This is a genomic window from Kitasatospora mediocidica KCTC 9733, assembly GCF_000744225.1.
Lineage (GTDB): Bacteria > Actinomycetota > Actinomycetes > Streptomycetales > Streptomycetaceae > Kitasatospora > Kitasatospora mediocidica.
In genome coordinates, this window is sequence record NZ_JQLN01000002.1 from 62215 (window position 1) to 87971 (window position 25757).

General features: G+C 72.6%; 22 protein-coding genes and 1 tRNA gene. 16 read left to right on the plus strand and 7 right to left on the minus strand.

Translation table 11 applies throughout. The features are described from left to right. Positions 1-85: 85 nt before the first annotated feature. Positions 86-160, minus strand: a tRNA-Cys gene (locus BS80_RS04425). A gap of 292 nt (positions 161-452) precedes the next feature. On the opposite strand from BS80_RS04425, the gene BS80_RS04430 reads away from it, so the two are divergent. Then, a complete protein-coding gene (locus BS80_RS04430; RefSeq protein ID WP_035793462.1) occupies positions 453-1913 on the plus strand; it encodes an MFS transporter in 1461 nt (486 codons plus the stop codon). 19 nt (positions 1914-1932) lie between these two features. On the opposite strand, the gene BS80_RS04435 is transcribed toward BS80_RS04430, so the two are convergent. After that, the gene (locus tag BS80_RS04435) at positions 1933-2529 is read right to left on the minus strand and encodes a hypothetical protein (RefSeq protein ID WP_035793464.1); all 597 of its coding nucleotides are present in this window, start codon (positions 2527-2529) and stop codon (positions 1933-1935) included. A 182-nt stretch (positions 2530-2711) separates the two neighbouring features. After that, the gene (locus BS80_RS04440) at positions 2712-3995 is read right to left on the minus strand and encodes a polysaccharide deacetylase family protein (RefSeq protein WP_035793466.1); all 1284 of its coding nucleotides are present in this window, start codon (positions 3993-3995) and stop codon (positions 2712-2714) included. Positions 3996-4352: 357 nt separating this feature from the next. Between BS80_RS04440 and BS80_RS04445 the strand changes: the two genes are divergently transcribed. From BS80_RS04445 to BS80_RS04455, 3 genes are all read left to right on the plus strand, one after another. Then, the gene (locus BS80_RS04445) at positions 4353-7031 is read left to right on the plus strand and encodes a phosphatidylglycerol lysyltransferase domain-containing protein (RefSeq protein WP_063771897.1); all 2679 of its coding nucleotides are present in this window, start codon (positions 4353-4355) and stop codon (positions 7029-7031) included. A 72-nt stretch (positions 7032-7103) separates the two neighbouring features. Continuing rightward, positions 7104-7688, plus strand: a complete 585-nt coding sequence (locus BS80_RS04450; protein WP_051965988.1) for a class F sortase — start codon at positions 7104-7106, stop codon at positions 7686-7688. Then, on the plus strand, positions 7685-10246 hold the full coding sequence (locus BS80_RS04455; protein WP_051965990.1) for a bifunctional lysylphosphatidylglycerol flippase/synthetase MprF: 2562 nt from the start codon (positions 7685-7687) through the stop codon (positions 10244-10246). The genes BS80_RS04450 and BS80_RS04455 overlap by 4 nt, the downstream gene beginning before the upstream one ends. A gap of 16 nt (positions 10247-10262) precedes the next feature. Here BS80_RS04455 and BS80_RS42450 read toward each other — a convergent pair whose 3' ends face one another. Next, entirely contained in the window at positions 10263-10694 is a 432-nt protein-coding gene (locus BS80_RS42450; protein WP_035793468.1) for an SsgA family sporulation/cell division regulator, read from the minus strand. Between the two features lie 169 nt (positions 10695-10863). Between BS80_RS42450 and BS80_RS04465 the strand changes: the two genes are divergently transcribed. The 3 genes from BS80_RS04465 to BS80_RS04475 all read left to right on the plus strand — a co-directional run bounded on the left by BS80_RS04465 (position 10864) and on the right by BS80_RS04475 (position 13428). Next, positions 10864-11067 (plus strand): ribbon-helix-helix protein, CopG family, encoded by a 204-nt coding sequence (locus BS80_RS04465; RefSeq protein WP_198045434.1) that lies wholly within the window; start codon positions 10864-10866, stop codon positions 11065-11067. Continuing rightward, positions 11064-11447, plus strand: coding sequence for a type II toxin-antitoxin system death-on-curing family toxin (locus BS80_RS04470; protein ID WP_035793470.1), 384 nt, complete (start codon positions 11064-11066; stop codon positions 11445-11447). The genes BS80_RS04465 and BS80_RS04470 overlap by 4 nt, the downstream gene beginning before the upstream one ends. Positions 11448-11607: 160 nt before the next feature. Next, positions 11608-13428 carry a DEAD/DEAH box helicase gene (locus tag BS80_RS04475; protein ID WP_198045445.1) on the plus strand — a complete coding sequence of 607 codons (1821 nt, stop codon included), beginning with the start codon at positions 11608-11610 and terminating at the stop codon, positions 13426-13428. A 16-nt stretch (positions 13429-13444) separates the two neighbouring features. Here the strand turns inward: BS80_RS04475 and BS80_RS04480 are convergent, their stop codons facing one another. Continuing rightward, positions 13445-13828 carry an SsgA family sporulation/cell division regulator gene (locus BS80_RS04480; RefSeq protein ID WP_051965993.1) on the minus strand — a complete coding sequence of 128 codons (384 nt, stop codon included), beginning with the start codon at positions 13826-13828 and terminating at the stop codon, positions 13445-13447. A 231-nt stretch (positions 13829-14059) separates the two neighbouring features. Here BS80_RS04480 and BS80_RS04485 point away from each other — a divergent pair, with 231 nt between their 5' ends. From BS80_RS04485 to BS80_RS04500, 4 genes are all read left to right on the plus strand, one after another. Next, positions 14060-14971, plus strand: coding sequence for a sensor histidine kinase (locus BS80_RS04485; RefSeq protein ID WP_198045435.1), 912 nt, complete (start codon positions 14060-14062; stop codon positions 14969-14971). An 86-nt stretch (positions 14972-15057) separates the two neighbouring features. Next, complete coding sequence (locus BS80_RS04490; protein ID WP_035793476.1) at positions 15058-15717, plus strand: response regulator transcription factor; 660 nt, start codon at positions 15058-15060, stop codon at positions 15715-15717. Between the two features lie 318 nt (positions 15718-16035). Continuing rightward, positions 16036-16686, plus strand: coding sequence for an IclR family transcriptional regulator (locus BS80_RS04495; RefSeq protein WP_035793479.1), 651 nt, complete (start codon positions 16036-16038; stop codon positions 16684-16686). Positions 16687-16721: 35 nt separating this feature from the next. After that, positions 16722-17564, plus strand: coding sequence for a S16 family serine protease (locus BS80_RS04500; RefSeq protein ID WP_332262151.1), 843 nt, complete (start codon positions 16722-16724; stop codon positions 17562-17564). A gap of 10 nt (positions 17565-17574) precedes the next feature. Here the strand turns inward: BS80_RS04500 and BS80_RS04505 are convergent, their stop codons facing one another. Further along, a complete protein-coding gene (locus tag BS80_RS04505) occupies positions 17575-18072 on the minus strand; it encodes an Lrp/AsnC family transcriptional regulator (RefSeq protein ID WP_035793482.1) in 498 nt (165 codons plus the stop codon). Positions 18073-18293: 221 nt separating this feature from the next. Between BS80_RS04505 and hppD the strand changes: the two genes are divergently transcribed. Beyond that, the gene (gene hppD, locus BS80_RS04510; RefSeq protein ID WP_035793485.1) at positions 18294-19442 is read left to right on the plus strand and encodes a 4-hydroxyphenylpyruvate dioxygenase; all 1149 of its coding nucleotides are present in this window, start codon (positions 18294-18296) and stop codon (positions 19440-19442) included. 51 nt (positions 19443-19493) lie between these two features. Here the strand turns inward: hppD and BS80_RS04515 are convergent, their stop codons facing one another. After that, a complete protein-coding gene (locus BS80_RS04515) occupies positions 19494-20072 on the minus strand; it encodes a hypothetical protein (RefSeq protein WP_035793487.1) in 579 nt (192 codons plus the stop codon). Positions 20073-20186: 114 nt separating this feature from the next. Between BS80_RS04515 and BS80_RS04520 the strand changes: the two genes are divergently transcribed. From BS80_RS04520 to BS80_RS04535, 4 genes are all read left to right on the plus strand, one after another. Further along, a complete protein-coding gene (locus BS80_RS04520) occupies positions 20187-20894 on the plus strand; it encodes a response regulator transcription factor (protein ID WP_035793490.1) in 708 nt (235 codons plus the stop codon). 56 nt (positions 20895-20950) lie between these two features. Continuing rightward, on the plus strand, positions 20951-22360 hold the full coding sequence (locus BS80_RS04525; protein ID WP_035793807.1) for a sensor histidine kinase: 1410 nt from the start codon (positions 20951-20953) through the stop codon (positions 22358-22360). 261 nt (positions 22361-22621) lie between these two features. Continuing rightward, a complete protein-coding gene (locus BS80_RS04530) occupies positions 22622-24214 on the plus strand; it encodes a glycoside hydrolase family 18 protein (protein ID WP_035793493.1) in 1593 nt (530 codons plus the stop codon). Positions 24215-24401: 187 nt separating this feature from the next. Beyond that, positions 24402-25712, plus strand: coding sequence for a glycosyltransferase 87 family protein (locus BS80_RS04535; protein ID WP_232246358.1), 1311 nt, complete (start codon positions 24402-24404; stop codon positions 25710-25712). The last annotated feature ends 45 nt before the right edge of the window (positions 25713-25757 follow it).

A 25757-nucleotide genomic window follows, 5' to 3' on the forward strand; every position in this document is an offset into this window, starting at 1 on the left:
GCTATCCGCCGCTATTCGCCGTACGAAAATGCGGAATAACCGGGCGGCATTCTGCTGCCGACCGGTCGTTCCGCTGATCAATTCGTGGAGGCCATGGCGGGAATCGAACCCGCGTAAGCCGCTTTGCAGGCGGCTCCCTGAACCACTCGGGCACACGGCCGTGCTGAGTGCTCTGGCGAGCGCTCGGTCAGGCGTGGTGACAGGCGGGACAACACGCCTGGGAGTGGCGACAGGAGAGGGCGGTGGCGGTGTGACGAATGGTGTCGTTCATGGCCGGGCTCCTCTCCGTTCGGGATTCTGCGCTGCTTTCGTGATTTATCTTAGGCGATCCGGCCCGGGATTCGTCAATAGCCGATTGTTAATGGCGCATGAAGTCCTAGGACCAGCGAACGAGAGATCATGGTCCTGCAGGTCAGGAGTCAACTGGCTCAACGGCACTTACCATGTTCGTTATGACCACAGCCTCCACCACCTCGGTCGACCCTGCCCGTCCGGTCCCGCCCGACCAGGACGACGGCATCGGCGGGGTGCTCGGGCCCCGGCACCGGGCGCTGACCCTGGGGATCGTCTCGGTCGTCCTGCTGCTCGCGTTCGAGGCCACCGCGGTGAACACCGCGATGCCGGTCGCGGCGCGTCAGCTGCACGGGCTGGGGCTGTACGCCTTCGCGTTCTCCGGGTACTTCACCAGCACGCTCTTCGCGATGGTGCTGTCGGGGGAGTGGTGCGACCGGCGCGGGCCGATGGTGCCGCTCTTCGCGGGGATCGGGATCTTCGCGGTCGGCCTGGTGGTGGCCGGCACGGCGGCCGGGATGTGGATCTTCGTCGGCGGCCGGGCGATCCAGGGGCTGGGCGGAGGGCTGGTGATCGTCGCGCTCTACGTGGTGGTCGGCCGGGCGTTTCCGGAGCGGCTGCGTCCGGCGGTCTTCGCGGCCTTCTCGTCGGCCTGGGTGCTGCCGTCGATCATCGGACCGGTGGTCTCCGGCGCGGTCACCCAGCACCTGGGCTGGCGCTGGGTCTTCCTGTCCGTCCCGGTGCTGGTGGTGCTGCCGCTGGCCGTGATGGGCCCGGCGCTGCGGCGATCCGAGCGGGCGCAGGCGGCCGCCGCGCCGCAGCCGGGTCCGCGCGGCGCGCTGGACCGGCGCCGGATCGGGCTCGCCGCGATGGCCGCGTTCGGCGCCGGCCTGCTCCAGTACGCCGGTCAGCGACTGGACCTGATCGGACTGCTCCCGGCGTTCGCGGGCGTGGGACTGCTGGTCCCCGCCGTTGTCCGGCTGCTGCCGGCCGGCACGCTGCGGGCGTCGCGCGGGCTGCCCACGCTGATCCTGCTGCGCGGGGTGGCGGCGGGCGCGTTCTTCGCGGCGGAGGCGTTCATCCCGCTGATGATGGTCACCCAGCGGCATCTCTCGCCGACCCTGGCCGGCCTGACCCTGACCAGCGGCGGGCTGTCCTGGGCGCTCGGTTCCTGGCTGCAGGGCCGCCCGGCCGCCGAGCGCCATCGCGAGGGGCTGATCCGGCTGGGCTTCCTGCTGACCGCGGTCGCCATCGCGGGTGCCGCGCTGGTGCTGGTTCCGGCCGCGCCCACCTGGACGGCGGCGGTGGCCTGGGCGGTCGGCGGCATCGGGATGGGCATGTCGATCGCCAGCATCAGCGTGCTGATGATGAAGCTCTCGCCCCCCGAGGCGGCCGGCGCCAACTCGGCCTCGCTGCAGATGTCCGACGCGCTGGGCAACGTCCTGCTGGTGGGCCTTGCCGGCGTGCTCTTCTCGGCGCTGGGCGGCGGCGCGGTCGCGGCGGCCGCCGCGGGCGCCTCCGGCAGCGGTGCCCGCGGGGCGTTCGCGGTGATCTTCCTGGTGATGACGGTCGTGTCACTGCTCGGCGCGTTCCTCGCCGGCCGGGTCCGTCCGCGCACCTGACCGACGAGGGACGGGCCCGTCAGGCGGACGGGCGGCGGCGGTGGCGCAGGTGCAGCACTGTGGCGGCGGCCGCCGTGGTGAGCAGCGTCGCGCCGGCCAGCGTCTCGGGGACGTTGGGGCCGGTGCTGCCGCCCAGGCCCGCGTGCGTCGGGCCCTTGGGGCCCTCGCCGCCCGCCTCCGGCCCGGCGGCGTCCGGCTTGGTGTCGGACTTGCCGTCGGGCTTGCCGCCCGGCTTCGCGGCCGAGCTGCCGCTCGGGGTGACGGTGAAGCTGGCGGTCAGCTGGGTCTGGGTCTCGGTGACCGTCCTGCACTGGACGGAGACTTGGTAGACGCCGGGCCGGGCTCCCTCGGGGACGGTGGCGACGGCCCCCACCAGCCCGCGCAGCGAGCCGAGCTGGACCGCGGGGATGTCCTCACCGTCGTGCTCGCGCGAGCTGAAGCTGGCGACGCCGCCGGAGCTGTCGCAGTTGCCCCCGTCGAGGACCGTGAACTGGCTGCCGGGGGTGACCGCGTCGGGCTGGATGACGACCGGGCTGGCGGCCGAGGCGGAGGTGGCGGCGCCGAGGACGGCAGCCACGGCCAGGACCCCTCCGCAGGCGAAGTGACGAGCGCGCATGGTGGTTCTCCCGGGACGCGGTCACGGGGTCGTCCCCGAGTCGAAGTAGGCGAAACCGCGTCCTGGAATCAAGAGGTAAGCGCTGCCGAGGTCGTTCGCCTGCGCAGTGGGGGGCCACAACGGCACCGAAAGGGGCGGCTACCTGGGGTGATGGCCGGTGGCGGCGGGTAGCGCCATTCGAGTCAGCGCCCCGAGCCCAGGAAGCTGGACCAGCCCTCGGCGGGAGCCTGCCCGGGGGCCAGGCTCTGCAGCTTGCGCAGGACGGCGGGGTCCTGCACCTCCAGCCACTGGATGAGCTGGCGGAACGAGACCAGCCGGACCTCGGGCTTCTCGGCGACGGTCTTCAGCACCTCCTCGACGGCGTTCATGTAGATGCCGCCGTTCCACTCCTCGAAGTGGTTGCCGATGATCATCGGTGCCCGGTTGCCGTTGTAGACGCGGTCGAAGCCGGCCAGGTAGGAGTCCCGGGCCTGGGTCTGCCAGGCGGAGCGCTTGGCGGGGTCGCCCTTGGTGTTGTCGCCGGACTGGTTGTACATGATGTTGTAGTCCATCGAGAGCACCTGGAAGCTGTGCCCGGGGAACGGGATGGACTGCAGCGGCATGTCCCACAGCGCGCCGCCCTGGATCTTCTGCGGCCACACCTGCAGTCCGCCCGGCCCGCTGCTGTCGTACTTCCACTCGCGGGCCACCGCCGTCGGCAGCAGTCCGCGCTGGCCCTCCAGGCACGGGGTGCGGCTGCCGATCAGCTCCTTGTGGTAGTCGAACGGGAGCGCCGGCAGGTCGGTCAGGCCGGTGTTGGTCTTCCAGTTCGTCACGAAGCTGATGGCCTGGTCGATCTCGCTGTTCCACTCCTCAGGCGACCACTTGCCGACGCCGTTGGAGCCGCAGAAGTGGCCGTTGAAGTGAGTGCCGATCTCGTGGCCGTCCAGCCAGGCGGCGCCGATCTGGGTCAGCGTGTCCTGGATGTGCTGGTCGCTGAGGTAGCCGATGTCCGAGGCGCCGACCTTGTGGCGCGGGGGGCGGTAGAGGTCCTTCTTCGACTCCGGCAGGGTGTAGATCCCGCTGAGGAAGAAGGTCATGCCCCCGTTGTAGTCCTTGGCCAGCTGGCGGAACCGGGAGAACAGCTGGTTGTCCAGCTCGCCGGCACCGTCCCACGAGAAGACCACGAACTGCGGTGGTTTCTGGCCGAGTTCGAGCGGGACGGCCTGCGGCTGGTTCGGCTGCGGGCCGGTGTCGGAGGTCGAGCCGTCGCCGATCAGGACGGCCGGCGGCTTGGCGGGGACGGCGCTCGGCGAGGCCGAGGCGGAGGCCTCGGAGGGCACCGGCACCGGCACGGGCGCGTTGACGGCGCCGGACTTCACCAGACCGGGCTTCACGGTCCCGTAGCGGCTGCCGCAGCCGGCCGCCGCCGTGGCGGCGGTGGCGGCGCCGGCGGCCAGTAGGGTCCGGCGGGAGAGAGCGTCCATGGTCACTCCGTTTCGAGGCTTCGAGGGCCCTACGACCGGTCAACGGCGCGACTCGCCGGCCGGGAGAGCGGCTGGCCGACGCCTGGTGGACGCAACGCGGAAGCCGGCGGGGCGGGCCGATCAACGGCGTGCAGCGGTGGCTTATCTGGCGTTTAGTCGGTTGATAGACCGTTATAGGCTGTTTGTTCCACAGCATGGCATGAGAACGGTCTTGCGACGGGACGGCGTGGGGGAGGTCGGCTCGCGCTCCCCCGTCCGGCGCAGCGCCTCGGCGCGTCGGGTCGCGGGCCGGGCTGGGGCATCATCACATGAAGCGAGGGTCGTGGTTCAGCCACGACGGGAGGAGAGTCCGCAGCCATGTGGCACGCCGTGCAAGACGCGTATCACTCGCGCATCGTCGTCCCGGGCAGGGAACCGCTCTTTCTGCTGCTGGTGGGCTTGATCAGCTCCTTCCTCTTCATCCGGTTCAGCGTTCGGATGATCCGGCGCGGCGCCAAGTGGTGGCCGGGCAACGTGACGCCGGGGGGCCTGCACATCCACCACGTGGTGTTCGGCCAGACGCTGATGCTGATCGCCGGGGTCGGCTCTTTCACCGTGCGCGGTGACGGCGGGGACCTCTGGAACGTGCTGGGCCTGACCTTCGGCATCGGCTGCGGGCTGGTGCTGGACGAGTTCGCGCTGGTGCTCCATCTGGAAGACGTCTACTGGAGCGAGCAGGGGCGCAAGTCGGTGGACGCGGTGATCCTGGCGGTGGCGATCATCGGACTGCTGCTGCTCGGCAACCTGCCGTTCGGCGGCTTCAGCCGGCACTTCACACCCAGTCAGCTGATCAGTGCGGCGGTCCTGCTGGTGCTGGTGACGGTGAGCCTGCTCAAGGGCAAGCTCTGGACCGGCCTGATCGGCGTGATGATCCCGGTGCTCGCCCTGGTCGGGGCGATCCGGCTCGGGCGGCCGCAGAGCCCGTGGGCCCGCTGGCGCTACCGCAGCCGTCCCAAGCGGATGGCCCGGGCGGAGCGCCGCGACGCGCGGGTGCACCAGCGGCTCGACAAGGTGAAGGTCTCGATCTACAACCTGCTGGCCGGTACCCCGCTGGTACCGGCTCCACTCCCGGCCCCGGAGGTACCCACGGACCAGACCGAGACGGCCGCGCCCCCGCTCCGGGCGCCCGCCCGGACCGCGCCGGCGCCCACTCCCGCCCCCGCGCCCGCAGTCACGCCCACTCCCGCGCCGGCGCCCCGCAAGCCGCTGCCTCGCTGGCGGGCGCGGTGTGCGGGCTTCGCCGAGTGGTACATCCGGATCGCCGCGCTGCTCAACCTGCTGGCCGGCCTGATCACCCCGTTCCGTGAGCGGGTCCACCGGGCCAACAGCGGTGACTTCTTCACACCGGTGCTGGTGACCGCGGGCTTCACCGCGGCGCTCTTCGCGGCGCTGCTCGCCGTGATGCTGCGTCGTCGCAAGCGGGCCGCCTGGATCGTCGCCACCACCGTGGCCGCCGTCTACGCGGCGGTCTTCCTGCTCGCGCTGGCGGTGCTGCCGGAGGACCGCGCGCACCCGTTCAACTGGGTCTCGGCGGTCCTCACGGCCTCACTGCTGGTCACCCTGGTGCTCAGCCGGCGCGCCTTCCACGCCCGCGGCGCACGCGGCAACGCGCTGCTCGGGCTCTGGACGCTGGTGGTCGGGGCGATCGTCGTGATCGGGCTCGGCACCCTCCTGGTGCACGCCGGCGACACCGCGCCGCAGGCCAGTTGGGGCGCCTGCCTGAAGTACACCGTGCTGCGGCTGTTCACCCTGTCCGGCATCGGCGACGTGACCCCGACCGTGCGGGTGACCCGGCTGGCCGACCTGGCGATCAATGTGCTCGGCGCGGCGCTCTTCCTGCTGGTGCTGCGGGTCTTCTTCCGCTCCCCGATCGGCCGGCTGAACATGGAGGAGGACGACGAACAGCGGCTGCGCGCCCTGCTGGAGCGCCACGGCGCCCGGGACTCGCTCGGCTACTTCGCGCTGCGTCGCGACAAGTCGGTCAGCTGGTCGCCGTCCGGCAAGGCGGCGGTGCTCTACCGCGTGGTCAACGGCGTCGCCCTGGCCTCCGGCGATCCGATCGGCGATCCGGAGGCCTGGCCGCAGGCGATCGAGGTGTGGCGCGAGACCGCCCGGACGAACGCCTGGGTGCCCGCGGTCACCGGCGCCAGCGAGCAGGCGGGCACGGTCTACGAGCGGGCCGGCCTGCGAGCCCTGGAGTTCGGCGACGAGGCGATCGTCGAGGTGGACGCCTTCAGTCTGGAGGGCCGCTCGATGCGCACCCTGCGCCAGGCGCACAACCGGGTCCGCAAGGCCGGCTACCAGGTGGTGCTCCGCCGCCACCGGGACATCCCGGAGACCGAGCTCACCGACCTCGTCCGGCTCGCCGACGCCTGGCGGCACGGTCGCACCGAGCGCGGCTTCTCGATGGCGCTCGGCCGGCTCGGCGACCCGACCGACGGCGACTGCCTGATGATCGAGTGCCGGGACGACAACGACCGCACCTGCGCGCTGCTCAGCTTCGTCCCGTGGGGCGCGCACGGGCTCTCGCTGGACCTGATGCGCCGTGACCGGGAGTCGGACAACGGGCTGGTGGAGTTCATGATCACTGAGCTGCTGGTCCGCGCGAAGGCCGGCGAGCAGCCCGTCACCCGGATCTCGCTCAACTTCGCGATGTTCCGCTACGTCTTCGAGCAGGGCGGCAAGCTCGGCGCCGGGCCGGTGCTGCGGCTCTGGCGGCATGTGCTGCGCTTCCTCTCCCGCTGGTGGCAACTGGAGTCGCTGTACCGGGCCAACGCCAAGTACCAGCCCGCCTGGGAGCCGCGCTTCCTGCTCTACGAGAAGTCCTCCGAGCTGCCCACCATCGCGGTCGCCAACGGCATGGCCGAGGGCTTCCTGGTCCGGCCCCGGCTGCCCAGCGTGCGTTCGCTGCGGCGGTCGGGCTCTCACCCGGACGGCGGCGCTGCCGATGCGGCGGGCTCGCGACCCCGCTTGGCTGGAGCCCCTGAGCAGCGATAACGGTAGACGAGGGGAGTCCCGGTGGGCGGGCGCAGGAGTCCCTGGTCGGGGGCGATAGCACTGGGGGCGACGATGGTCGTGGGCGCCTGGCTGGTCCAGGACGGCAGTGGCCCGGGCCTGCCCCCTGCCCCGACCGCGGCCGAGGCGCTTGCCGCGGGCCCCGCCCGCGCCGCGCTCAGCGGCACCCCGATGGCGGCCTCCGCGCCGACCCGGATCAGGATCCCCGCGATCACCGTGGACGCCCCGGTGACCGGCCTCGGCCTGGACCCCGAGGGGCACCTCGCCACCCCCGCCGACCACGACCGCAACCTGGCCGGCTGGTACCGCGCCGGGGTGACGCCGGGACAGAGCGGCACTGCGCTGATGGCCGGGCACGTGGACACCGCGGACGGCCCCGCGGTCTTCTACGGCCTGGGCGCGCTGCACCGCGGTGACCGGATCGACGTCTCGCGGCAGGACGGCAGTACCGCCTACTTCGTGGTCGACGCCCTTGAGGTGTACGACAAGAGCGCCTTCCCCGACCGGCAGGTCTACGGCCGGGCCGCCGACCCCCAGCTGCGGCTGATCACCTGCGGCGGTGCGTTCACCAAGAGCCGGGGCTACCAGGGCAACCTCGTGGTCTACGCTCACCTGGCCGGCAGCCGGCGGGCCGGGTGACGACGCGTCCCGACGGCCCGGCCGGCCGGACGGCGGGCCCGGACGAGCTGGACGGCGCCCCGCTCAGCCCGCGCCCGGAGCGCGGCTGGCACCGCTGGCTGCGCGTGCCCGCGCTGCTCGCCGGAGCGCTGCGGCAGGCCCCGCTCACCCTGGCGCTGACCGCCGTGCTCTGGATCCTGGGCGCGGCCACCGGCAGTCTGGCGACCGGCCCCTCGCCGTGGCTGGTCGAACGGGTCGGGGTGGGCCTGCCCTCGCTCGACGCCGGGCGCTGGTGGACGCCGCTCAGCTCGCTCCTCTGGTGCTCGGGGATCGGCGCCTACCTGGTCACCACGGCGATCCTGCTGATCATCGGTCCGGCCGCCGAGCGGCGGCTCGGCCCGCTCAGGACGGCGGCCGTGCTGGTCGGCGGCCAGGTCCTGGGCACGCTGCTGGGGACCGGCGCGGTCCGGCTGGGCATCGCCGTCGGCGAGAGCTGGACGCAGGGCCTGGACGAGCAGATCGCGGTCGGTCCGACGGTCGGGATCTTCAGTCTGGCGGCCGCCCTGAGCTTCCGGCTGACCGCGCTGTGGCGGCGCCGGCTGCAGCTGCTCGTGGTGCTCGTCCCGCTGGTCCTGGTGCTGTACATCGGGCACCTGCAGAGCGTCCAGCGACTGGCCGGCTCGGTGCTGGGACTCGCCGCCGGGGTGCTGCTGGCGCGTGGCGGGCCGGCCGGGCTGCGCCCGCGGCGCTCCTCGCACAACGAAATCCGGGTGCTGGTCGCGCTCTGCGTGGTCGGCTCGGCGCTCGGGCCGTTGATCGCCTCGCTCTACCGCGACGCCCGCGGGCCGTTCAACACCTTCGGGGACCTCTACTTCTCCCAGCCGCCGAGCGCCGAGGACGTCCAGTACGCCTGTTCGGTCTCCGCCGACGACTGCGCGCACTACCACGCGCTGCAGCACTTCTTCGATTCCCCGGGACAGCTGATGGCCGCGCTGATCCCGGTGCTGCTGCTGGTCCTGGCGGAGGGGCTACGGCGCGGCCTGCGGCTGGCCTGGTGGACCATCGCGGTCGTCCAGCTGCTCTGGATCGGCCTGCTGTGCTGGCTGCTCGACCTGCTGCTGGACCAGGCGCAGGACCTGGGCGGGCGGGGCGAGGTCTGGCAGATCGTCGGGGAGTCGCTGGCGCTGCCGGTGCTCGTCCTGGTGCTGCTGCTGGTCACCCGCAAGCGGTTCTCGCTGCGGCTGCCCGCCCGCGACGTGCGGCGGCTCGGGGCGCTGATCGGCGGCGCCTTCCTGCTGGCCTGCGCCGCGTATGTGGGGATCGGCTGGCTGGTGCGCGACCAGTACAACCCGGACGCGACGCTGACCGGGCTGGCCGAAGGGCTGCCTTCGGAGTTCCTGCCGCCGGCCTACGACGACTTGGTGTTCAGCTATCCGGTGCCGGTCGGCGGCACCTCGCAGACTCTGCGGATCTACTGCGGGGTGGTGTTCTGGGCGGTGGCGTTGGTGGCGTTGTTGGTGGCTTTCCGGCGGCCGTGGGTGCATGTGGACGCGGCGGCGGGGGCGCGGGCGCGGGCGTTGTTGGAGCGGCACGGGGGGTCGACGTTGTCGTTCATCTCGACGTGGGACGGGAATCATTACTGGTTCGATGCGGGGGGTGAGGCGGCGGTGGCGTATCGGGTGTTCGCGACGGTGGCGTTGACGACGGGGGATCCGTTCGGGGAGCCGGGGGCGTGTGGGCGGGCGGTGGCGGGGTTCGCGGCGTTCTGTGACGCGCGGGGGTGGACGCCGTGTTTTTACAGCGTGACGCCGGGGGTGTTGGAGGCGGCGCGGGGGTTGGGGTGGCGGTCGGTGCAGGTGGCGGAGGACACGGTGGTGGCGTTGCCGGAGTTGGCGTTCACGGGGAAGAAGTGGCAGGACATCCGGACGTCGTTGAACAAGGCGAAGAAGGAGGGGATCACGGCGCAGTGGTGGAGTTGGGGGTCGGCGCCGTTGGTGGTCCGGGATCAGATCCGGTCGATCTCGGAGGAGTGGGTGTCGGACAAGGGGTTGCCGGAGATGGGGTTCACGTTGGGGGGTCTGGAGGAGTTGGACGATCCGGCGGTGCGGTTGTTGGTGGCGGTGGACGGGGATCGGACGGTGCACGGGTTGACGAGTTGGATGCCGGTGTATCGGGAGGGGGAGCCGGTGGGGTGGACGCTGGATTTCATGCGGCGGCGTTCGGAGGGGTTCCGGGGGGTGACGGAGTTCCTGATCGCGTCGGCGGCGCTGGGGTTCAAGGAGGAGGGGGCGCTGTTCCTGAGCCTGTCGGGCGCGCCGCTGGCCCGCGCCGACCGCGGTGGGTCGACGACCGTGCTGCAGCGGCTGCTGGACTGGATGGGCCGGACGCTGGAGCCGGTGTACGGGTTCCGGTCGCTGTTGGCGTTCAAGGCGAAGTTCCAGCCGGAGTACCGGCCGCTGTACATGGTGTACCCGGACCCGGCGGCGCTGGCGAGCATCACCCGGGCGATCGGCAAGGCCTACCTGCCGCATCTGACGCCGGGCCAGGGCGTCCGGCTGATGCGCAGGCTCTCCGCGTGACGGTCACCGGCGCGGCTCAGCGCAGCAGCTCGGCCAGCGCGCCGTCCGCGTCGAGGTAGCGGTCCTCCTGGCCGTCCGCGACGGACAGGTAGCTGCGCCAGAGGAAGCGCCGCAGCTCGGGCGCGCCGAACCGGAGCAGCGCGACGCCCTCCGGCGCCCGCAGTTCCACCATGACGGCCCGGCCCCGGGCGGGCCGGACGTGCACGTCGCCGAGGCCGGCCGGCAGTTCGAGCCCGGTGGCCAGCAGCTGCCGCGCGAAGACCCACTCGACCTCCTCGCCGTCCTCGGGGCCCCAGGCCTCGTCGAGCGAGAACTCGGCGGGGAAGGCCATCCGCACCGCCAGCGGGTCGGACGCGCGGTAGCGCAGGGTGACCCGCAGCGGGGCCGAGTGGTGGGAGCTGAGGACCAGGCGGGCGTGGACGATCTGTTCGACGGCGGTACTGGTCACGGGGAGCTCCTCGGGTCGGCTGCGGGGTGGCCTGTGTGAGGAGAGAGTGCTCCCGGGACGGGCTCTTACCGGTGTTGCGTGCGGCGAATGGGTGATCCGGGTCACAGGGCCCCCCGATGGGCTGCGAAATCTGGGGTCAAAATGACCCCATCCGGCGTACCGTTTCGGTATGGCGATGAATCTGCGACTCAGCGACGAACAGCAGGAGGCTCTGCGGGCCCGGGCGGAGAAGGAGGGCCGGAGCATGCACGCGGTGGCCCTGCTGGCGATCGAGCGCTACCTGGACGAGGGCTCGGACCGCGAGTCCGTGCGCAAGCTCGGCGCCAAGTACGCGACGCGCCACGCCGACCTGCTGCGCAGGCTCGGCGAGTGAAGTACCTGACCGTGCGGGAGGCGCTGGACCTCGCCGAGCTCGCCTGCCAGGGGCAGCCGGTCGCCGTCCGCGACCTCGGGCTGCTGGACTCCGCCGTGCATCGTCCGCAGTCCCGGATGTTCGGGGTCGAGGCGTATGTCGGGATCTGGGACAAGGCCGCCGCACTGCTGCACTCCCTGGCGGTCAACCACCCCTTCGTGGACGGCAACAAGCGCACGGCGTGGCTGTGCACGGTGGTCTTCCTCGACCTCAACGGCGCCGACATGATGGAGGTGGACCAAGACGTCGCCTACCGGCTCGTGGTCGCCGTGGCGGCCGGCACAACCTCCGAGGTCAGCGACATCGCGCGGCGGTTGCGTGACCTTCACGACCATCAGTAGGCGGCTGTGTCGGCGGCGGCCGAGCGGCTTCGCCCGGTAGGCTAGGCGGGTTGTCCGATCGCCGTCCGACTGCGGGACGGGCCCGTCATCCGGCCCTGACCTGCGACGATCCCCCTCGGAGACCGTGAGTACTGCCCCCGCCTCTGCCGCCACCTCGCCGTTGTTCTCCGACGCCGTGGATCCGCACACCCCGGTCCGCCCGGCCGCCGCCGCAGCCGGTTCGCACCATCTGTCGCCGGCCTTCCCCGGGCGTGCGCCGTGGGGTACCGCGGGCAAGCTGCGTGCCTGGCAGCAGGGGGCGCTGGACCGGTACATCGAGAAGCAGCCCCGGGACTTCCTGGCGGTCGCGACCCCGGGCGCAGGCAAGACCACCTTCGCGCTCACCCTCGCCTCGTATCTGCTGCACAACCACCTGGTGCAGCAGATCACCGTCGTCGCGCCGACCGAGCACCTCAAGAAGCAGTGGGCGGAGGCGGCGGCCCGGATAGGCATCAAGCTGGACCCGGGCTACTCCTCGGGCCCGCTCTCCCGGGAGTACCACGGCATCGTGGTCACCTACGCGGGCATCGGCGTCAACCCGATGCTGCACCGCAACCGGACCGAGGCGCGCAAGACCCTGGTCGTGCTGGACGAGATCCACCACGCCGGCGACTCCAAGTCCTGGGGCGAGGCCTGCTTCGAGGCGTTCGAGCCGGCCGCCCGCCGGCTCGCGCTGACCGGGACGCCGTTCCGCTCGGACACCAACCCGATCCCCTTCGTGCAGTACGCCGAGGACACCGACGGGCTGCGCAAGTCGGTCGCCGACTACACCTACGGCTACGGCCACGCGCTCGCCGACCACGTCGTGCGTCCGGTGATCTTCCTCTCCTACAGCGGCAACATGCGCTGGCGCACCAAGTCAGGCGACGAGCTGGAGGCCCGGCTCGGCGAGCCGATGACCAAGGACCTGATCGCGCAGGCCTGGCGCACCGCGCTGGCCCCGCAGGGCGACTGGATCCCCAACGTGCTGCGCGCCGCGGACAAGCGGCTCACCGAGGTCCGCAAGGCCATCCCGGACGCCGGCGGCCTGGTCATCGCCACCGACCAGAACGCGGCGCGCGCCTACGCCAAGATGATCCGCGAGATCACCGGCGAGGGCGCCACCGTCGTGCTGTCGGACGAGACCGAGGCCTCCCAGCGGATCTCCGACTTCTCGCAGGGCGACTCCCGCTGGATGGTCGCGGTCCGGATGGTGTCCGAGGGCGTCGACGTGCCGCGGCTGGCCGTCGGGGTCTACGCCACCTCGATCTCCACCCCGCTCTTCTTCGCGCAGGCCGTCGGCCGCTTCGTGCGAGCCCGCAAGCGCGGCGAGACGGCCTCGGTCTTCCTGCCCTCGGTGCCCACCCTGCTCTCCTTCGCCAACGAGATGGAGCTGCAGCGCGACCACGTCCTGGACCGGCCGAAGAAGGAGGGCGAGGGCCTCTTCGACGAGGAGGACCGGCTGCTCGCCGAGGCCGAGCGGGCCGACGACGGTCCGGACGGCGCCGGCGGCGACGACTTCAGTTACGAGGCGATCGGCTCCGACGCGGTCTTCGACCGGGTGCTCTACAACGCCATGGAATTCGGCATGCAGGCGCATCCGGGCAGTGACGAGGAGGAGGAGTACCTCGGTATCCCCGGCCTGCTGGAGCCCGACCAGGTCCAGATGCTGCTGCAGAAGCGCCAGCACCGGCAGATCCAGCGCAGCAAGGCCAAGCCGGCCGAGGAGGCCGACCTGCTCGAACTCCCGGCCGAGCAGCGCCCGGTGGTGACCCACCAGGAGCTGCGCGAGCTGCGCAAGGAGCTGAACGGCCTGGTGGCCGCCTGGCACCACCGGACCAACCAGCCGCACGGCACGATCCACAACGAGCTGCGCCGGGTCTGCGGCGGGCCGCTCACCGCGCAGGCGACCGTCAACCAGCTGAAGGCCCGGATCGCCAAGGTCAAGGAGTGGGCCCGCTAGGCGCTTTGACGGTAACTCAGCTGTGGCCCGGGGGGAGCAGGATGTCGAGTTCGCGCTCCAGGGCGCCCGGGGCGAACTCGGCGCCGATCGGCACCAGCAGCAGGGTGCGCAGGAGCAGCGACTCCAGCGCGGCGGCCGGGGCGTGCAGGCGCGCGGTTCCGGAGGGGGTGCGCAGGACGATCAGCAACTCCCCGTCGTCCGCCGGGCGTACGTGGACGTCGCCGAGGCCGCTGGGCCGGTCCAGGCCCTCCAGCAGGAGGTCGCGGCAGACCGCCCAGCTGATCGGGACGTCATCGCCGGCGTCGAAGACGAGCGAGACCACCAGGGGGTCGGCGTCGTCGTACCGCACTCCCACGTCGAGCCGGTGGCGGACGCCGGGAATCTCGGTTTCGAGGTCCATCGGGAGGGTGGTACGAAGCTGTCCACCGATCCCGTCCTGGTACCCGAAAAGGTCGAAGTGGTGCACAGGGCCCCCGATGTGCCGATCGCTTCAGTGGTGCGTGACCAGGTTCTCGGCTTGATCAAACGGTTACATCCTACGAATGTGCAGGACTGATTTACGCCCATAAGGTAGGTGGAAATAGGCGAAACGGCGGTAGACAGCTCCATGCCCCCAGTGCTAGGTGGTCACGTGCGCGGTGCGAGGAGGTCGACTGCGGCCGGGAGCCCGGTCGTCCTGCGGACGACGGCGCTGGCGGTGCTGGGGGGTGTCGGACTCTGGCAGCTGCTGGCCGCACGCTGTGGCGTACTGGAGGCCCGACGGGCCGCCCGGGAGCGGCTGGTGACGCTACGTCAGGATGCCGAGGAGTGGGCGGCGGCGGAGCGCGAGGCGGGCCGGCTGGAGGAGCGCGAGCGGATCGGGCGTGAGGTGCACGACGGGCTGGCCCAGAACCTGGCCGCCGCCGCGATGCTGCTGCGGGCCGCCGCCCGGGCCGAGGAGCTCGGGCCCCGGCCGGCCGAGCGGTTGGAGGTCGCCTACGACACCCTCCTGCTCGGTCTCGACCAGGCCCACGACCTGACCCGCGGGGTCGCCTTCGCCCAGCTCTCCAACGGCGGCCTGGTCGCGGCGGTCGGCCAGTACGTGACCCTCGCCAATCGCGGCCTGGCCTGCCTGGCCGAGCTGGGGACGGCCTGCGGGCCGGGCGGCCCGCCGCCGCTGGTCCGGTTCCGGACCAGCGGGGCGCACCGCCCGCTGCCGCTGCCCGCCGAGAGCGCGGTGCTGCGGGTGATCGGCGAGGCGCTGGGCAACGCGCTGCGACACGCCCGGGCGACCACCGTCACGGTCGGTCTCGACTACCGGGCCGACCACCTGGCGGCCACCGTCCGGGACGACGGGAGCGGGCTTCCGGCCGGGGCCGCGACCTGGCCGGCGGCCCGTCCGGCCGATCCGGGAGGGCTCGGGCTGGCCGGCGCCGCCCGGCTGGTCCGGGAGGCGGGCGGCAGCCTGCGGGTGGAGTCCGTGCCTGGTCAGGGGGTCACCGTGCTGGCCGAGCTGCCCTGCCCGGCCGCCCCGGAGTCGGGCCCCGGACCGGTGGCATACTGAGCACCCCTCTGCCCGAGCCGCTTCCGACGGCCCGCGAGAGGTGCCGCTCAGGCCATGGCCGGGCGCGAAGCTGACGGGGAGAGGCAATGGCTGAGTCGGGCGGGCCGACCCCGGTCATGGTGGTGGACGACCACCCGGCGATCCGGCTCGGGGTGCGGGCGATGCTGGAGGACTGCGCGGACCTGGACGTGGTGGCCGAGGCGGCGGACGACACCGAGGCGCTGCGCCTGATGGGCGAGCGGCCCGGCCCGGGCCGGCCCGCGGTGGTGTTGCTGGACCTCGACCTCGGCGCCGGGGTCTTCCAGGGCGTGGTGCTGCTGCGCGCGCTGCTCGCGCTGCCCGACCCGCCGGCCGTCCTGGTGCTCAGCGCGTACGGCTCGGACCAGGACGTGCTGAGCGCGATCGACGCCGGTGCGGCGGGCTATCTGGGCAAGGAGGCGGCGGCCCAGGAGCTGGTGGCGGCCGTCCGGACCGTGGCGGGGGGCGGTTCGGTGCTCAGCCCGTCCGCGGTCGGCCGGCTGATGCGACGAATGCGCGGCGGCTCGCCCAGCCTCTCGAAAAGGGAGATCGAGGTGCTGCAACTCCTCGCCGACGGCCTGTCGAATCGTCAGATATCCGCACAGCTGTTCATCAGCGAGGCGACTGCGAAGAGTCACCTCACGAATATCTACGGAAAACTGGGAGTGGAGAGCCGCGGCGCGGCAGTGGCCGCCGCACTGCGTGCCGGGCTGCTGCGGATGGGGTGAGTTGTCCGGACTCCGGACCCGGAGGGTGGAGCGGGCGCGAAAACCTCATCTAAATAGCGTCGATTGCCCGGAAAAGTCCGAATCCAAGATATCGATCATGACCGAATTTTGGACAACCACTTCCGTAGCGGCGAAACACTTACTACTTTTCCTCCACGCTCTCTCGTAGGCACGACCTCCGAACCGAGTGCCTGAAGGGCCGGGTGTGCCGACGATGTCGCGGCCGGTCCGCCGCGTCCACCACCCCTGCGCGCGACACCTTCGTTCCGGTCCGGTGCTGTGCCGGTGCCGGGACCGCCGCGGAAAGGAAAGAGTGTCGTGACCGCTGAGACCTCCCAGACCCTCGACCGTGGAGTACGGGTCCTCAAGCTGCTGGCCGACTCGGAGCGCGGGCTGACCGTGACCGAGCTGGCCGCCCGCCTGGCCGTCAACCGCACCGTCGTCTACCGCCTGCTGGCCACCCTGGAGCAGCACGGCCTGGTCCGTCGCGACATCGGCGGCCGGGCCCGGGTGGGCCTGGGCGTCCTGCGCCTGGCGCACCGGGTGCACCCGCTGCTGCGCGAGGCCGCGCTGCCCGCCCTGCGCAGCCTCGCCGAGGACCTCGGCGCGACCGCCCACCTCACCCTGGTGGACGGCACCGAGGCGCTCGCGGTGGCCGTCGTCGAGCCCAGCTGGACCGACTTCCACGTCGCCTACCGCACCGGCCTGCGCCACCCGCTGGACGAGAGCGCGGCCGGCCGGGCGATCCTGGAGGCCCGCAACTTCCCGCAGCAGCGCAGGCCCGAGCAGGGCTTCGTGATCACCCGCGCCGAGGAGCAGTCAGGTGCCAGCGGGGCGGCCGCGGCGCTGCTGGGGCTCAGCGGCATCGAGGGCAGCGTCGGCGTGGTGATGCTCAACGGGCTGGTGCCCGAGCGGGTCGGGCCGCGGGTGGTCGAGGCGGCCACCGAGGTGGCGGACGCCCTGCGCTGATCCGGCCGGGGCGGCCGGTGTGTTTGGATGCCCTTGTGTCTGTCGCCCCGAAGCCGCCCGCCGCCTCGAAGCCGCCTGTCGCCCCCAGGCCGCTCGCCGCGTTCACCCCCAAGCGCCGCGCGCTCGCCCTGTGCGCCGCGATGGTCGCCGCGCTGCTCGCGCTGGGGGCCTTCGCGCCGCTTCCGTACACGCTCACCTCACCCGGTGACACCGCCGATGCGCTCGGCAGCTACCAGGGCCACCAGGTGCTCACGATCACCGGCGCGCCCGTGCGGCAGACCACCGGCGCGCTGCGGATCACCACCATCACGGCGACCGGCCCCACCGAGACGATCAACCTGGACCAGGCGATCCGGGGCTGGCTCGACCCGACGGTGGCCGTGCTGCCGCGGGACGCGGTCTACCCGCAGAGCAACGCGACCAAGGCCCAGGAGGCCACCACCCAGCAGATGACCCAGGCGCAGGACAGCGCGACCACCGTCGCGCTGAACTATCTGCACCTGTCACCCGATCAGGTCAAGGTGACCGTGGATCTGGCCGGAATCGGCGGTCCCAGCGGCGGCCAGATGCTCAGCCTGGCGATCATCGACAAGCTGGCCGGCGACGGCAAGGGCGGCGACCTGACCCACGGCCGCAACATCGCGGGCACCGGCACCATCGACGACAGCGGCAACGTCGGCGCGGTCGGCGGCGTGGCGCTGAAGACCCACGCGGCGGCCCGGGACGGCGCGACCGTCTTCCTGGTGCCGCGCAGCGAGTGCACGGACGCCCAGGTCAACACCCCGGCGGGGCTGCGGCTGATCCCGGTGAACACCCTGAGCGACTCGCTGGCGGCGCTCACCGCGCTGGGCGACGGCGGCAGCCTCCCCAGCTGCTGAGCGTGGGCTCTCAGGGCCGCTCGGGGTACTCCGCCTCCTCGGTGGCGGCCTGCGCGACCAGCGGCAGCACCCGGTAGCGGACCGGGTTCTCCAGCGCGATCGCGGTGGAGGCGCGCACGATGCCGTCGAAGCCGACCACCCGGTCGATCACCCGTTGCAGGTCCGCGTTGGAGTGGGCCACGATCCGGCAGAGCATGTCGCCCTGGCCGGTGATGGTGTGCAGCTCCAGCACCTCCGGGACGGACGCCAGGTGGGCCCGGACGTCGCTGCCCTGGCCCTGGGAGATCTCCAGCGTGGCGAAGGCGGTGACCGGGTAGCCCAGCGCCGCCGGTTCCACCTCGGGGCCGAAGCCGTTGATCACCCCGCGTGCCTGCAGCCGGTCCAGCCGGGCCTGCACGGTGCCCCTGGCCACCTGGAGGCGGCGCGAGCACTCCAGGACCCCGATCCGCGGCTCCTCGGTCAGCAGGGTGATCAGCCGGCCGTCCAGGGCGTCGATCGGGGAGTGCATGCGGAGTCCTCTTCCACTGGGCAATCTGTACAGCCGCTCCCCGGATTGTCCCGCCGGACGGCACAGCTTGACCAGCGGAAAACGGAACGGTTGCGCAACGCTGTGATCGGGGCCACGCTCCCCCCACAACCCCGTGGGCCGGTCCCCACACCGATCCGCGGGGGAGATCAAGCCCCACAACCCTCGGGGCACCTGGTCCCACGCCCTACAGGGAGGCCGTCATGACCGATACCGCCGCTCAGTCCATCCCCGCGCACGCGGGACAGGCCGATCCCTTCCCGGTGAAGGGGATGGACGCCGTCGAGTTCGCCGTCGGCAACGCCAAGCAGGCAGCGCACTACTACTCCACCGCCTTCGGCATGCGCTGCGTGGCCTACTCCGGACCGGAGACCGGCTCGCGCGAGACCGCCTCGTACGTCCTGGAGTCGGGCGGCGCGCGCTTCGTGCTGACCTCCGTCGTCAAGGCGGCCACCGAGCGCGGCCGGTTCCTGGAGCGCCACGTCGCCGAGCACGGTGACGGCGTGATCGACCTCGCCATCGAGGTCCCGGACGTGTACGCCGCGCACGCCTACGCCGTCGCCCACGGCGCGACCTCGCTCGCCGCGCCGCACGAGGTCAAGGACGAGCACGGCACCGTGGTGCTGGCCTCCATCGCCACCTACGGCGAGACCCGGCACACCCTGGTGGACCGCTCCGGCTACGCCGGTGCCTACCTGCCGGGCTACGTCGCCCGCGAGCCGATCGTCGAGCCGGTCAAGAAGCGCAACTTCCAGGCGATCGACCACTGCGTCGGCAACGTCGAACTCGGCAAGATGAACGAGTGGGTGGGCTTCTACAACCAGGTGATGGGCTTCACCAACATGAAGGAGTTCGTGGGCGACGACATCGCCACCGAGTACTCCGCGCTGATGTCCAAGGTGGTCGCGGACGGGACCCGCAAGGTCAAGTTCCCGCTCAACGAGCCGGCTATCGCCAAGAAGAAGTCGCAGATCGACGAGTACCTGGAGTTCTACGGCGGCCCCGGCGTCCAGCACATCGCGCTGGCGACCAACGACATCGTGCACACGGTCCGTCAGATGCGGGCGGCGGGAGTGGAGTTCCTGGACACCCCCGACAGCTACTACGACACGCTGGGCGAGTGGGTCGGCGACACCCGGGTGCCGATCGAGCAGCTGCGCGAGCTGAAGATCCTGGCCGACCGTGACGAGGACGGCTACCTGCTGCAGATCTTCACCAAGCCGGTGCAGGACCGGCCGACGGTCTTCTTCGAGATGATCGAGCGGCACGGGTCGATGGGCTTCGGCAAGGGCAACTTCAAGGCGCTCTTCGAGGCGATCGAGCGCGAGCAGGAGCGCCGCGGCAACCTCTGACCGCACCGCGTTGAACGCACCGAGCAGCCCCGGGGCTGCTCGGTGCGTCGTTCAGCGGACGACGGTCTGGACGTCCGGGGCGTGGCCGTTCCAGGTCACGAAGACCGAGTTGGCGGCGCCGTTCAGCGAGAAGTCGATCCGCATCCACTCGTCGCCGTGCCAGACCTGCATCTGCCAGCCCGCGTCCGGGGTGGCCGAGACCAGGTCGGCGGAGTCCGGGTGGATGTCCAGGGCGACCCGGCCGCCGGGCACCAGGTAGCTGTGCACCGAACTGGGGGTCGGCGCCGCGCTGTCGCCGCCGTCCGCGGCGTCGTCGTCGCCGTCCTCGGTGCTCTCGGGCGTCGGGGTCGGCGACCGGTGCGCGGGCGCGGCGGTGGACGGGGGCTCGGTGGACGCGCCGGGGGTCGTGCCGGGCTGCTCCGGGGGCGTGGCCGACGGCGGCGGGCCCGGGGCGTGCGTCGCGCCGACCTGGACCGGGCCGGGCGTCGTCGAGCGGGCCGGCAGCGGCAGCGGCTTGGGCGGCCCGAACGCGTCGTCCGACAGCACGCTGCTGACACCGAGCCAGGACAGCAACACCGCCACCCCGGTGGCCGCCGCCCAGGCGCCCGTCTGAACCAGTCCGCTTCGCATCGTCCGGCCATCCTGCCGCATCCGGGGCCGGCCCGGGCGCGTGGCCCTTTGCCGGTCGGTCTCAGCTCAGTGGACTGGACAACTGGTCCGCCCGATGCCGTACCGTGCAGGGCCATGGCAACAGTGCTCGTGGTCGAGGACGACCCGTTCGTACGATCCGCCCTCATCCGGCACCTGTCCGAGTCCGGGCACGCGGTCCGCAGCGTCGGCACCGCGTTGGAGGCGCTGCGCGAGGTCGCCCAGGTCGGCTGCGACCTGGTCATCCTCGACCTCGGCCTGCCCGACCTGGACGGCAGCGAGGCGCTCAAGATGATCCGCGGCCTGACCAACGTCCCGGTGATCATCTCCACCGCCCGGGACGACGAGGCGGAGATAGTGCGCCTGCTCAACGACGGCGCGGACGACTACCTGGTCAAGCCGTTCTCCGGCGAGCACCTGACGGCCCGGATGACCGCCGTGCTGCGCCGGCTCGGCGGCGGCATGGCGCCGGCCGTCAAGATCCTGCGGGTCGGCGGTCTGGCGATCGACGCCCAGCGGCGCGAGGCGATGCTGGACGGGCGGCCGCTCGACCTGACCCGCCGGGAGTTCGATCTGCTGGCCTTCCTGGCGGCCCGGCCCGGGGTGGTGGTGCCGCGACGGGAGATCCTGGCCGAGGTCTGGCGGCAGACCTACGGCGGGGACCAGACCATCGACGTGCACCTCTCCTGGCTGCGCCGCAAGCTCGGCGAGACCGCCTCCAACCCGCGCTACCTGTACACCGTGCGCGGCGTCGGCGTCCGGCTGGAGGCCCCGGCGGCGGCCGGTCCGGAGCAGCTGACGTGAGCCTGCCGGGGGGCAGGGACAGGCGCCGGGAGACGGCTGGGGGGAGCGGTCAGTCGCTGCGCTGGGCGCTGGTGCGGGCGGCGGTGGCCGGCACCACGATGGTGGCGCTGGCCTTCCTCATTCCGCTCGGCCTGATGGTCCAGAAGACCGCCCGCGACCGCGCCTTCACCGCCGCCGACCGCCAGGCGGCCGCGCTGGGACCGGCGTTGGCGATCACCACCGACCAGGACGCGCTGAACCGCGCGATGGCCAGCACGGACGCAGGCGCGCAGGGCCTGATCGCCGTCCACCTGCCGCCGCCGGCCGGCAGCACGGCCGTCAAGGGGACCACCATCGGCGCGGCGCGGGCCAGCGACACCGACGTCTCCACCGCGAGCGGCGAGGGCCGCTCGATGACCGTGCACGTCCCCGGCGGCTTCGCGCTGCTCCAGCCGGTGGCGGTGGACACCTCGCGGATCGCCGTCGTCGAGGTGTACGTCGCGGACGGCGACCTCACCCGCGGCGTGCGGACCGCCTGGCTGGTGCTCTCACTGGTCGCCCTGTCGCTGGTCGCCATCGCGGTGCTGGTGGCCGACCGGATGGGCGCGCGACTGGTCGGCTCGGCCCGCCGACTGGCCGTCGCCGCCCGCTCGTTGGGCGCCGGCGATCTCGCCGTCCGGCTCCCCGTCGCGGGCCCGCAGGTGGACGGCAGCCCGGCCGAACTCCAGGAGGCCGCCGCCGCGTTCAACGCGATGGCGGACCGCGTGGTGCACCTGCTGGCCGCCGAGCGCGAGCTGGCCGCCGACCTCTCGCACCGGCTGCGCACCCCGCTCACCGTGCTGCGGCTGAACGCCGCCTCGCTCGGCGACGGCGACGCCGCCGACGCCACCCGGCACGCGGTCTCCCAACTGGAGCGCGAGGTGGACCAGATCATCCGCTCGGCCCGCCGCCCGGCCGAGGACGCCCCGTCGGTCACGGTGGGCTGTGACGCCGCGGAGGTGCTCCGCGAGCGGGTCGGCTTCTGGTCGGCGTTGGCCGAGGACGAGGGGCGGCGCTGGCAGCTGGCCGGCGCCGAGTCCCCGGCCCCGGTCCCGGTGCAGCGCGGCGACCTGGTGGCCGCCGTCGACGCGCTGCTCGGCAACGTGTTCCGGCACACCGCGATGGGCACCGCGTTCTCGGTGGACGTGCTGGCCACCGAGAGCGCGGTGATCGTGTTGGTCGGCGACGCCGGAGTCGGCTTCGACGACCCGGCCGCCGCTCTGCGGCGCGGCGAGGGGGACGGCGGCGACGGCTCCACCGGGCTCGGCCTGGACATCGTCCGCAAGCTGGCCGAGGCCACCGGCGGGGACCTGGCGCTGGGCCGCTCCGCCGGGCTCGGCGGAGCGGAGATCCGGCTGAGGCTGGCTACCAGCGGTCCGCCGGTCCGCCGGCCGGGCCGCCAGCGCCGCCCGGGGAGGGCCGGGCGGGCGCGCGGACAGCGGATGTGAGCGGCGGGCGGGAGATCTTTCTTAACAGGCCCCTAAGGGACCTCTACCCGTCTCTGTGCGGGCGGTTTCCGGTGCTGCGGGGGCGCTAGCGTCGGCGGCGCCGGGGCAGCGAACCGCCCGGCGGCTGCCTCGCAGCCCTGCTCTCCCTCACCCACCGTTCCACCGCCGACCGGCCAGGCCCGCGGCGCGCCCGAGCAGCGCGCGCCGCCGCGGCCGCCGCGTTCGGCGGCGTGGACGGGCTCTTCGCGGAGGTACCACCAGATGACGAACCAGCCCACCCGTAGCCCGGGCCACCGGCGGCGCGGCCGCAAGGGCGCCGTCCTCGGGGCGAGCGCGGTCGCCGCGGCCGTCGTCGCGGGCGGTGTGGTGGCGCTGGCCTCCTCGGCCAGTGCCGCGACGGTCGGCGCGGTCTACAGCAGGACCAGCGGCTGGGACACCGGCTACACCGGCCAGTACCTGGTCAGCAACGCCACCGGCAGCGCGATAGACGACTGGACGCTGGCCTTCGACCTGCCGGCGGGCGCGAAGATCGACTCGCTCTGGAACGCCGGCTTCACGCTCTCGGGGCAGCACGTCACGGTGAAGCCGGAGGCCTGGAGCAAGCACCTGGGCCCCGGGCAGAGCGTGGACGTCGGGTTCGTGGTGGAGGGCTCGGGCCCGGCGCAGGCCGAGCCGGGCAACTGCCTGATCGACAACGTCTCCTGCAAGGCCGGCAACGGGCCGACGCCCGTCCCGTCCGGGCGGCCGACCACGGCGCCGCCGTCGGCCACGCCCTCCGCAGTGCCGTCCGCCGTCCCGTCCGCCGTTCCTTCGGCGCCCGCCACGAGTGCGAAGCCGACCCCCTCGCGCAGCGCCACCGCGACGCCGACACCGACGCCCTCGTCGTCGCCGACCTCGTCGCCGACGCCGGTGCCGGTGCCCGTGCCGGCCTCCGGCGGGGCCGGGTTCGCGCCGTACGTCGACACCTCGCTGTACCCGCCGTACGACCTGGTGGCCACCGCGAAGGCGACCGGCGTGAAGAACTTCAACCTCGCCTTCATCGTCTCCGGCGGCGGCTGCGTGCCGAAGTGGGGCGGCGTCAGCGACCTCGCCTCCGACCCGGTCGCCTCCCAGATCGGCGCGCTGCGCGCGATCGGCGGCGACGTGCGGGTCTCCTTCGGCGGCGCCAACGGCAGCGAACTCGCCACCGCCTGCGGATCCGCGGCCGACCTCGCCGCCGCCTACCAGCAAGCCGTCGACGCCTACGGCCTGACCAGGATCGACTTCGACGTCGAGGGCGGGGCGCTGGCCGACACCGCCGCCAACTCCCGCCGCGACCAGGCGATCGCCCAGCTGCAGCAGACCGCCGCGAGCAAGGGCAAGGCGCTCGACGTCTCCTACACGCTGCCCGCGCTGCCCACCGGCCTGACCCAGGACGGCATCAACCTGCTGACCGACGCGCAGGGCAAGGGCGTCCGGATCGGCGCCGTCAACATCATGGCGATGGACTTCGGCGACGGCGTCGCCCCCAGCCCGGCCGGCCGGATGGGCGGCTACGCCATCGACGCGGCCACCGCGACCCAGGCCCAGGTCAAGAGCGTGCTGAAGCTGAGCGACGCGGCGGCCTGGTCGAAGGTCGCGGTGACCCCGATGATCGGCGTGAACGACGTCGCCTCCGAGGTCTTCACGGTGGCCGACGCCGGTCAGCTGGCCGCCTTCGCCCAGAGCAAGCACCTGGCCTGGCTGGCGATGTGGTCCGGCACCCGGGACAAGGCCTGCGACGGCGGCGCCAAGTCGTACGCGGACGCCAGTTGCAGCAGCATCGCGCAGCAGCCGCTCGACTTCACCAAGGCACTGGGCGCGTACACCGGCTGAGCCGGCCGGGCCCGTTCGGTCCGGACGAAATGATCAAGGTCAGGGTTCCGGCCTCTCCGGTATGGTCGATTGTTGGTCGACCGACCGGCGGACGGAGCAGGCAGTGACAGCGGTGCAGCAGGACCCACGGACGGTGGGTGCCGGACCGAGGCCCCTCCCCGCTCCTTCTTCCGCGTGGCGTCAGCGGGTGAGCGAGCCGGTACGCGCGGTGCGGGAGGCGCCCCGGCGGCCGCTGCTGATCGCTTCGCTGGTGGCGGCGGTGTCGCTGCTCGGCTACGCCGTCGTTCGGCACTTCATCGGAACCTCGATGGTCGACATGATGGTCTACCGGGCCGAGGGCGCCGCCGTCGCCCACGGGCGCGACCTCTACGCGCTGCGGGTCACCCAGTGGAACCTGCCCGCGACCTACCCGCCGTTCGCGGCGATGCTCTTCGTGCCGACCACCTGGGCCGCGGTCGGCTTCCTGCGGGTGGCGATCACGGTCGGCAACGTCGCCCTGCTGGGGCTGACCGCGCTGCTGGCGTTCCGGCTGGTCGGCTGGCCGCGCCGGGAGGTCCGGCCGGTCGGCGTGGTGCTGGTCGCCGGGCTCGGGGTCTGGCTGGAGCCGGTCTTCACCACCCTGCGCTACGGGCAGATCAACCTGATCCTGATCTGCCTGGTGCTCTGGGACCTGACCCGGTCCGACGGCCACCGGTGGAAGGGCGTCGGCATCGGGATCGCGGCCGGGATGAAGCTCACGCCGGGCATCTTCGCGGTCTACCTGCTGATCACCGGCCGGGTCCGGGCCGCGTTCGTGGCGGGCTTCACCTTCCTCGCCACCTTCGCGCTCGGCGGCGCCGTGCTGCCGAGCGCCACCTGGGGCTTCTGGACCAAGTACCTCTACGACTCCTCGCGGGTCGGCAAGACCGAGATCGTCGACAACCAGTCGCTGCGCGGGGTCGCCGCCCGCTTCCTGCACATCGCCAACCCCGGGACCGCCGCTACGCTGGCCGCCGCCGTCGTCGCGGTGACCGGCCTGACCGTCGCCGCCTGGGCCTACCGCAGCGGACGCTGGCTGCCGCGCGCCGAGGCCTGGGGCGTCTGCTGTGCTGCGGTCACCGCGCTGCTGATCTCGCCGATCAGCTGGACCCATCACTGGGTCTGGTGCGTGCCGGTGCTGGTCCTGCTCGCGGCCGAGGCCGCGCACGAGCGCTCGCGTCCGGCGGCGGTGCGGCGGGTGCGCTGGCGGGTGATCTTCGGCGTGACCGCGCTGGCGTTCTGCTCGTTCTCGATGTGGCTGGTCCCGCACAAGGGGATCACCAACCTGCAGATGGGCCTGCTCAAGCAGATCCCGGCGGGCATGTACCCGTGGGTCGGCCTCTGCTTCATCCTGCTGACCGCGCTGCGCGTGCGGGCTCGGCGGCGGGCGGCGGGGGCGCCGCTGGGACGCCTGCCGCGGCAGCGGGAGTTCGCGTCGGTGGACGACGGCGGACGTCAGCGCACCCCCGCGGCGCGCTGACACCCGTCCGTCGCTCGTTCCCCCTCGCGGGTGGCGGGCCGTCCC